This window comes from bacterium (assembly GCA_012517375.1).
In the GTDB taxonomy this organism is placed as follows: domain Bacteria; phylum Hydrothermota; class Tepidihabitantia; order B3-TA06; family B3-TA06; genus JAAYVC01.
The window spans coordinates 21,719-28,660 of record JAAYVC010000079.1 but is presented as its reverse complement, the minus strand read 5'-3'; the positions used below and the strand labels follow the sequence as shown (position 1 = coordinate 28,660).

6 protein-coding genes are annotated in these 6,942 nt (G+C 48.6%); all 6 read left to right on the top strand.

Features of this window, described 5'->3' with window-relative positions:
* Nucleotides 1-35 precede the first annotated feature (35 nt).
* The 6 genes from GX441_08725 to GX441_08700 all read left to right on the top strand — a co-directional run bounded on the left by GX441_08725 (nucleotide 36) and on the right by GX441_08700 (nucleotide 6,904).
* Nucleotides 36-1,598, top strand: coding sequence for a T9SS type A sorting domain-containing protein (locus tag GX441_08725; GenBank protein ID NLI98725.1), 1,563 nt, complete (start codon nucleotides 36-38; stop codon nucleotides 1,596-1,598).
* 98 nt (nucleotides 1,599-1,696) lie between these two features.
* The gene (locus GX441_08720; protein NLI98724.1) at nucleotides 1,697-2,692 is read left to right on the top strand and encodes a hypothetical protein; all 996 of its coding nucleotides are present in this window, start codon (nucleotides 1,697-1,699) and stop codon (nucleotides 2,690-2,692) included.
* Between the two features lie 75 nt (nucleotides 2,693-2,767).
* Entirely contained in the window at nucleotides 2,768-3,532 is a 765-nt protein-coding gene (locus tag GX441_08715) for a TVP38/TMEM64 family protein (GenBank protein NLI98723.1), read from the top strand.
* A 30-nt stretch (nucleotides 3,533-3,562) separates the two neighbouring features.
* Nucleotides 3,563-4,561 (top strand): phosphoribosylformylglycinamidine cyclo-ligase, encoded by a 999-nt coding sequence (locus GX441_08710; GenBank protein NLI98722.1) that lies wholly within the window; start codon nucleotides 3,563-3,565, stop codon nucleotides 4,559-4,561.
* On the top strand, nucleotides 4,558-4,965 hold the full coding sequence (locus GX441_08705) for a hypothetical protein (GenBank protein ID NLI98721.1): 408 nt from the start codon (nucleotides 4,558-4,560) through the stop codon (nucleotides 4,963-4,965). The genes GX441_08710 and GX441_08705 overlap by 4 nt, the downstream gene beginning before the upstream one ends.
* A complete protein-coding gene (locus tag GX441_08700; GenBank protein ID NLI98720.1) occupies nucleotides 4,943-6,904 on the top strand; it encodes an ATP-dependent DNA helicase in 1,962 nt (653 codons plus the stop codon). The genes GX441_08705 and GX441_08700 overlap by 23 nt, the downstream gene beginning before the upstream one ends.
* The last annotated feature ends 38 nt before the right edge of the window (nucleotides 6,905-6,942 follow it).

Below are 6,942 nucleotides of genomic sequence, written 5' to 3'. Positions count from 1 at the left end.
GGAATACTGCCGCTCCCCATGCCCTAGGAGGAGTTTTGAATATAATAACAGCCGTCATTTTGCTAATCAATTCAGCAAGTCCATATCCAGTATGGCAAAAAGTAATGGGCGACGCAGTCAGGAACGAACGCCTTTACGGTTCAGCCATTGGTTCGCATCTTTTCGTAATAGGTTCGGACAGCGCCAAGACACTCGATATGGCAGTCCGCAAGTTCGATTTAGAGGGCGAACTTAAAGCTACTTACACCTACGATGACGACAACCATGAGATAGGCAAGGATATAGACATAGGCGAAAACGCGAACCTGTATGTCGTAGGACACACGCTTGATTCAGCGCTTTTAATCATGAAGTACGACAGCTCAGGTAAAAGGCTGTGGGATACGGAGGTCATGCTTCATTACGGCGGGCATATACTCTATGCATCAGGAGGCGTATACGTTGCAGGATGGTATGACCAACCTAATCCCGGCGAGGACCTCAGGCTGTTAAGGTATGACGTGGAAGGAAATGAGTTGTGGAGGTCGTACGACATTTCTAACGGCGACCAGACGCCTACCGGACTGGCAGTGAGTTCGGATCACTCTATATACATATCTTGCAGATACCCCTTTCTTTGGTGCGCATGGAGAATCGATGGAGATCCAAGAGGTATAGTACCAACATATATCAAAGATGATGCACGTGCGGAAGGCATAACTTTGAATTCTATTGATCAAGTGTTTGTATGCGGAGATAGGGGAGCTGAACAACGATCCTTTATACTCATAAAGACCGATACATTAGGGAATTTTTTATGGCCTGACACTGCAAAAAGTTACAATCTCGGCGGCGACGAACACTGTACCGACATCAAGCTCGACGCCATCTCGGACTGCTACCTTGCAGGCTGGCAGCAAAGGGGCGAGGAGGAGGACCTCGTGCTCGTAAAGACCGACTCATTGGGCAGCCTGCTCTGGGCATGGGTGGATACGCTTCCGGGCAAACAGGAGATAGAGGCTATAGAGATAGACCCCCAGGGGTATTTATACCTTGCTGGTTCAACTCAGTCAGGAACCGACTGGGACGCGCTCGTGATGAAGGTTCGTCAGCCTTTGACCGTTTCCGGCATCGTTAAGGACTCGACAGGAACACCGATGAAAGGCTTTGCGCTTACTGTATCGGGCGACACTTCTCTCGAGATAACAACCGGCAGCGACGGCAGCTACAGCATCGAGCTTTACAACGGAGGGGATTACACGCTTAGGCCCAAACAATCGGGCTGGTCGTTCGAGCCTGCGCAACGCTCATATTCGCCCCTTGCACATCGTATGATAAATCAGGACTTTCTAAACGGTCGCTGGACGTGCGTCGAGGAGCAGACCTCCTCCCCTTCTCCCTCTCTCGACGTATCCGGTTCCTTTATCCGCTACACGCTCGGCAAGGAAAGTCAAGGGACTCTGGCGGTATTCGATCCTCTTGGTCGTAAAGTCGCAAGCTTTACGATTAAAGGCAGCGGACGGTTAGATCTCGCATCCTTGTTGTCATCCGGCGTCTACTTTGTACGACTGGAAACTAATAGCGAGAATGTCGCAAAAAAACTGATCATTCTAAAATAACGTTCTTTTCTTGAGTTATTAGACGTGCGCTGCAACTTGACAAGTCTTTCATTCTAAATACACTGCTTTCGTAAACTAATTACTGGAGGAGGTCTTTGATGACCAAAAGATTTTATGCATTCGTTTTATCGCTAACAGCTTTTGCAGGCTTTCTTGCAGCCCAGGCCGATTACCGTATGCTCAGCGTTACGGAGGACGGCAAGTACTACAAAAACCGGCTGGATGTAACAGACTGGAAGCCCGGCGAAGACTTCATATATCTTCGCTCATACTACATTCCCTGGCAGGGCGAGGACAGTCTGGACTACGAAATGAGAATGGGAAACCTTAAGATAAACGGAAAGCTCGTTGGCGTAGACCTTGTCGAGAACAAACTTTCCTCGATTAATGATAAATCGAGCATCGTAACGGTGCAGACCGATCCGTCTCACTTCAGCGAGCTTTCGGAGTTGCCTAACCTCGTGGCATTGAGTCTTGTCGGTGCCAAGGAAACGGATATCGAAAAAGTAAAGGAAATGGACAGTCTGAAGGCGCTTGACCTGGCGTACACGAAGATCTCGGATGATGCACTCATGTATCTTAAGGATATGAACGAGTTAAGGGTTCTTAACCTGGCCAATACCGAAATTTCAGACCGGGGACTGAAGCATCTTTCAGGCCTTACCCATCTTCGCTCGCTTGATCTTGAAAGCACCGAGGTAACGGATTCCGGTTTGGAGTACCTCAAGGATCTGAAGGACTTGAAGTCCTTGAACCTCTTTCAAACACGAGCGGGCAAAGCAGGAAGCCTTGCACTGAGAGGAGGAATTCCCAGCGTTTCGAACGAAGGTGCAAAGCAAATCGCAACGCTCGGCAATCTCTCGGAATTGAACCTGCATGGTGCAGGCATTTCGGACCCGGGAGTTGCCGAACTGACTCGTCTTTCTAATCTGAGAACGCTTGACCTTGGAGCGACCGATATAACTGATGCCTCTGTGGAATATCTCTCAAAGCTTAACGGACTGCGCCTGCTCGACTTAAGAGGAACTGATATAAGTCCTGAAGGACTGGCAAGGCTGCGCAAGGCGCTTCCTGAAACGGAAATCAATTACTAAAGGGCTTTCTTACATTCACAAAGGCAGAGCTGGGGCGGTTGACGGTATGTTGGCTCTAGATATACTTGGCTTCTGATGAAGAAAACCCGACTGGGCGACTGGCTCACCCTTGTTTCAGGAGCTATTGTTCTAGCAGGTCTTGTCGCATTCGTTATATGGCAGTGGCCTCAAATAAAGCGCCTTTTCACAAATCCGACGGAAATACGCTATTACGTGGATTCTTTCGGGATATGGGCGCCTGTCATCTTTATTTTTCTCTACGTTTTCCAGATTATCATCGCACCGATACCGGGAACGCTTCTGAACTTCACGGGCGGCCTCCTCTTCGGCTGGTGGCTGGGCGTTCTCTTTTCCTGGATTGCATGCGTCATCGGCGCCGCTATTTCAATAATTCTGATGCGCGCTTTCGGCCGTTCGCTCATGCGGATATTCATATCCGACGAAAAACTTGATAAGTTCGACTCCTATGTACGAACAAGAGGCTGGCTTTATCTCTTTCTTTTATACATCATACCGAACCCCCTTGGCGACACCGTCAATTACATGTCCGCTCTATCTAACATCAAGCTGTGGAAACTCCTCGTGATGGTTGCAATCGGCAGGGTTCCTTCTCTGATCCTGGGTAGCTGGCTCGGAAGGGAATCTACAAAGTTCCAGACCCTGCACTGGATTCTATTGGGAATCGGATTCGTCGCGCTCTTTGCGGGTGTTTATTTGATTCACAAACCTCTGGAAAATCTTGCAATCAAGCTTTCAATAAAGCTCTTTCCCAAAGGGTCTTATAGGAATGATAGGGCTGGCAAAGAAAAAACTAAAGACATTGAGGATGACATTTCTTGACATCCTTTCTTAAAGCTTTATTCTTCTAAAATGGATTACAGGAAATCGGGCGTTGATATTTACGCCTTGGATTCTATAAAAAAACGCATCGGCAAGGCGGTTCGCAAAACCTTTAACTCCAATGTCGTAACCGATTTCGGTCACTTTGCAGGCGGCTTCCGGTTAAAGGGTTATAAGAAACCGGTGCTCGTTTCTTCGACGGACAGCGTCGGCACAAAGGTCAAACTTGCCCGGTTAATGGACAGATACGATACGGTCGGTGAAGACATAGTAAATCATTCGGTAAATGATATACTTTGCACCGGAGCAAAACCTCTTTTCTTTCTGGATTATCTTGCCTTTTCTGAACTTGAACCTGGCAAGGTTGCCATCATCGTTGAAGGAATAGCAAAGGCATCAGTAAGGCAGGGAATGGTTCTTATCGCAGGCGAGACCGCCCAGCTCGCAAGTGTATACAAACCAGGGGATTTTGATCTTGTAGGTACTATCGTGGGTGCGCTTGAGGAGGGGACCCTTATAAACGGAGAAGCCATAAGGCCAGGGGACGTTGCAGTGGGGTTGCGCTCATCAGGACTTCACACAAACGGATATAGCCTTGCCCGGAGAGTCTTAATAGATTCACGCAACAGCCCCGGCATAGAAGCTACGATACCGGGGTCAAAAACGACAGTCGGGAAGGCGCTTCTTGTCCCGCACCGCTCCTACAGAGCCGAGGTGGAATCGGTGAAGCCTCTTCTCAAAGGCGTCTCGCACATAACGGGCGGAGGATTTGAAGGTAATATTTCGAGATTGCTGCCGAGAGACGTTGACTGCATAATCGATAAGAAAACATGGAAACCTTTGCCTATATTCAAATTAATAAAACAAACCGGAAAGATTCATGATGATGAGATGTACCGGGTTTTCAATATGGGCATAGGAATGGTGTTAATCGTCAGAGCTAAGGACTGTGAAACGGTTATGAGGAAGACTCAAGGGACAAAAATCGGCGAAGTGGTCAAGGGAAAAGGAAAAGTGATTCTCGTATGAACCAGTTGCAGACCGGACTGGCTAGACTCGTGGCCCTTGCGAAGAATGATCCCAGATACAAGGTCGAGGCATACATATTCGTAATAGAAGCAATGAATTACGAGCTGGAGCATCTAGGAATCAATGGTCCTTCTAAACGTCGGCACGTCAGCGCCAGGGAGCTTCTGGACGGGATACGATCATTGGGCTGGGAAAGATACGGGCGCCTTGCCAAGGATGTATTTGAAAGCTGGGGCGTGAGGAACACGCTCGATTTCGGCGAGATAGTCTTTAATTTGATAGGGATTGGAGAATTCTCCAAAACCGATGAAGACAGCAAGGATGACTTTGTCGATGTCTTTGACTTCAATCAAGGCCTGGTGGAAGCCTACCCTCTAGGGGATGCAAGACAAGCTAAGGCTTGAGTTCGAAGGCCGCGGTTCGATAATATCAAAGCTGCCTCATAACGAACAGCGTCAGGGTCAGCTCGAGATGGCCTTAGCTGTAGCCGAAGCCCTCGAGGATAAGAAGAACTTGATGGTCGAGGCGGGAACGGGCATTGGGAAGAGCTTCGCTTATCTTATTCCATTGATATACTGGACACTCAAGGAGCAGAAAAAGGCGGTCATTGCTACCGGTACAAAAATCCTTCAGAATCAGCTTTCCGAGAAAGACCTTCCCTTTCTTTCGCAAACCGGAGAGGTAAAGTTCAAATACGAAGTCCTTTACGGGCAGGAAAATTTCTTCTGCCGCCGCCGGGCCGGAATGATAGCTCAGTACGGCCTCTTCGACGACCCAGAGGAGGCAAAGGAACTGGAACGCATTGCGGCATGGGCAAAGGATGATAGCGGAATCTTCGAAGACTACCCCGAACAGATATCGCCAAAGCTTAAGTCGGAGATAAGCAGACGCTCCGAAGCATGCCCCAGGAAAAACTGCGCATACTACAGCCAATGCCCATTCTACAAGAGAAGGAAGGCGGCTGAAGAAGCCGATATTATCGTGATAAATCATCATCTTTTCTTTGCTCATCTTGAATCCGCTGGAAAGCTTTTGCCTGAGTTCGGAGCAGTCGTTTTCGATGAAGCGCACAGGCTCGAGCAGGTTGCGGCATCCTACTCGGGTGTCAGACTCTCCAACATAGGACTTGCTGTTCTTCTGGGAAGGATTTACAATCCAAGACGCAACCACGGGCTCCTTCCGAAATTGGCCGATTTCGGCTTAATCAAAAACAAGGTCACCCAGCTAATCGAGGAGGTCCGGGATGCATCCAACAACTTTTTTTCCAATCTTGAGAATCTCATGCAGCCCTATGAGGTGAAGAAAAGAATCCGCAACGCTAACTCAGTTCCGAACGAGCTCGAACCGGCTCTCGATTCGCTTGCAGCCTTCCTTTTTGAAAAAGCCAGGGATGTTGACGACGAAGACATCTCCTTCGAGCTGACATCACTCGGCGACAGGACGGCCGTGGCAAAAGGAGCGGTCATAAGCTTTCTTGATATGGCAGATCCCAATTCTGTATACTGGATAGAAACCGACAGGCAGTCGGACAGGGTTTCAATCAACTCCGAGCTCATCGACGTATCGGAACTCATGGCAAATTCGGTCTGGAGCCAGCCGTGGGTAAATATCCTTACATCGGCAACGCTTACGGTAGGTAAGAGCTTCGAATTCACCAAGGAAAGGATAGGTTTCAAGGATAGAGAGCATTGGATAGGTTCTCCATTCGACTACAAGCACAACGCCCTGGTCTATGTAGCTCACGATATTGTTCCTCCCCAGCACGATGACTGGTCAAACAGGATGTCCTCAAGACTTCTTGATCTTATAAAAACAAGCAGCGGCCGCGCCCTTGTTCTTTTTACAAGTTATTCAACCCTGAATGCATGCGTTGAAAAACTGGAGGCGGAGATTTCCCGCCATCACAAACTTCTTGTTCAAGGCAGGGCGCCGCGCAACAGTATCCTGGAGGAGTTCAAATTCGATACTTCGTCTGTTCTTTTCGCAACCCAGTCCTTCTGGGAGGGAATCGATGTCCCTGGTGACTCTCTCGTACTTGTCGTAATAACCAGGCTTCCCTTCGAGGTTCCGGATGACCCGAGAGCGGAGGCGATACTCGAAGAGTACAGGAAGAAAGGCAGAGAGCCTTTCTCCGAATATCAGCTTCCCCTATCTGTACTTCGATTCAGACAAGGATCCGGAAGGCTGATAAGACGTAAATCGGACTACGGCGTTATCGCGATTTTAGATTCCCGTATCGTAAAAAAAGTCTATGGCAAGTTATTCATGAACTCTTTGCCTCCTGCACCCGTAGCTTTCAATCTTTTTGAGGTCCAGAGGTTTTTTGATGATCATGGCGGTTAGGCAGGTTCTTTATTGTCTCCGGGCGTTGACACGAATCT